The organism is Corallococcus sp. CA053C, from assembly GCF_003611675.1.
Taxonomy (GTDB): Bacteria; Myxococcota; Myxococcia; order Myxococcales; family Myxococcaceae; genus Corallococcus.
Genome location: NZ_RAWA01000795.1, coordinates 1 through 1,134 on the forward strand (window position 1 = coordinate 1; position 1,134 = coordinate 1,134).

The following is a 1,134-nucleotide window of genomic DNA, read 5'->3' on the forward strand; positions in this document are numbered from 1 at the left end:
GGGGAGGGGCGCCTCCAGGTCATAGGCGCGCAGCGCGGCCTGGGGCGGCACGCCGGGCACGGGCGCGTAACGCTCCGCGAGGGGAGAGACGAGATAGGCGTGGTAGCCGCGCTCGCGGGCGAGGGCCAGGTCCGGAGCCTGCCGGTACGTCATCCGACCGCTCCAGAACATGAGGCTCAGCGTCTCGAAGGTGAGCGGCGGATCCGCGTCCAACGCGGCGAAGATGACGCTGCGCTTCGGCGTGGCCCTGGCCAGCGCGCGCCCCACCTCGCGCGAATGGCTGACGTACAGCTCCTCCACGTGCTCGGCCTGATAGCGCGCCTTCTCCACGGGCAGGGTGATGGCCAGATGCCACGCGAGCACCGCCGACGTGATGCCCCCCAGCCCCAGCGCCATCCATTGGGGACGGCGCAGCAGCCGGAAGACCACCGCCGTGAGCGACGCCGCGAAGAAGGCCAGGACAAGCCCCTCGGCGAGCCCGGGCAGGGACCGCGTCTGCTCCCAGGACGGTGGGAGATGCTCGCGCACCCGGGCCAGGGTGGGCAGCTGCTCCATGGCCAGCGGCGTGCAGAGCCCCCCCAGCAACAGGGCGGCGAGGGTGGGGTGCCGCCATGCGTCCGAACCCGCGATGGCCAGGGCGGCGAGGACGGCGGGCACCGCCCCCCATGCGATGGCCGGGACCTTCACCGTGCCCAGCGAGAGGACGAGCCACGTCGCCCCCACCCACAGCGCGAGCCCCACCGTCTCCAGCTCCCGCCTTCTCACGGAGCGCACCAGCAGCCAGCAGAAGGCGAGCAGGGGCAGCACCGTCGGCAGGGGTTGGAAGCTCGTGCGGTTGACCTCGTTGAGGACGGCGTCCACGGGGCGGCGCCACGGCCCCACGTCCACGGTCGGATCCTCGAAGAGGTGCGCGCGCGTGACTCGCGACTCCAGGTCGTGCAGCTCCGGCCAGCGCCACGCGGAGTAGAGGCTCCACGGCGCCGCCACCACCCACGCCGCGGCCACCATGGCGACCACCGTGCCGAGCCTCGGGCCCGGGCAGAAGCGCAGCCGGCCCAGGCCCCACAGCGTCGCGGCCACGCCCAGCGGCGTCAGCGCGAGCCCCGTCTTGCAGAGGAAGCCCAGCCCCACCAC

At 73.7% G+C, this 1,134-nt stretch carries 1 pseudogene; it reads right to left on the reverse strand.

The annotated features are described in order from the left end of the window. Positions 1–1,134 (reverse strand): annotated as a pseudogene (locus D7V97_RS43200) (dolichyl-phosphate-mannose--protein mannosyltransferase); the annotation flags it as partial.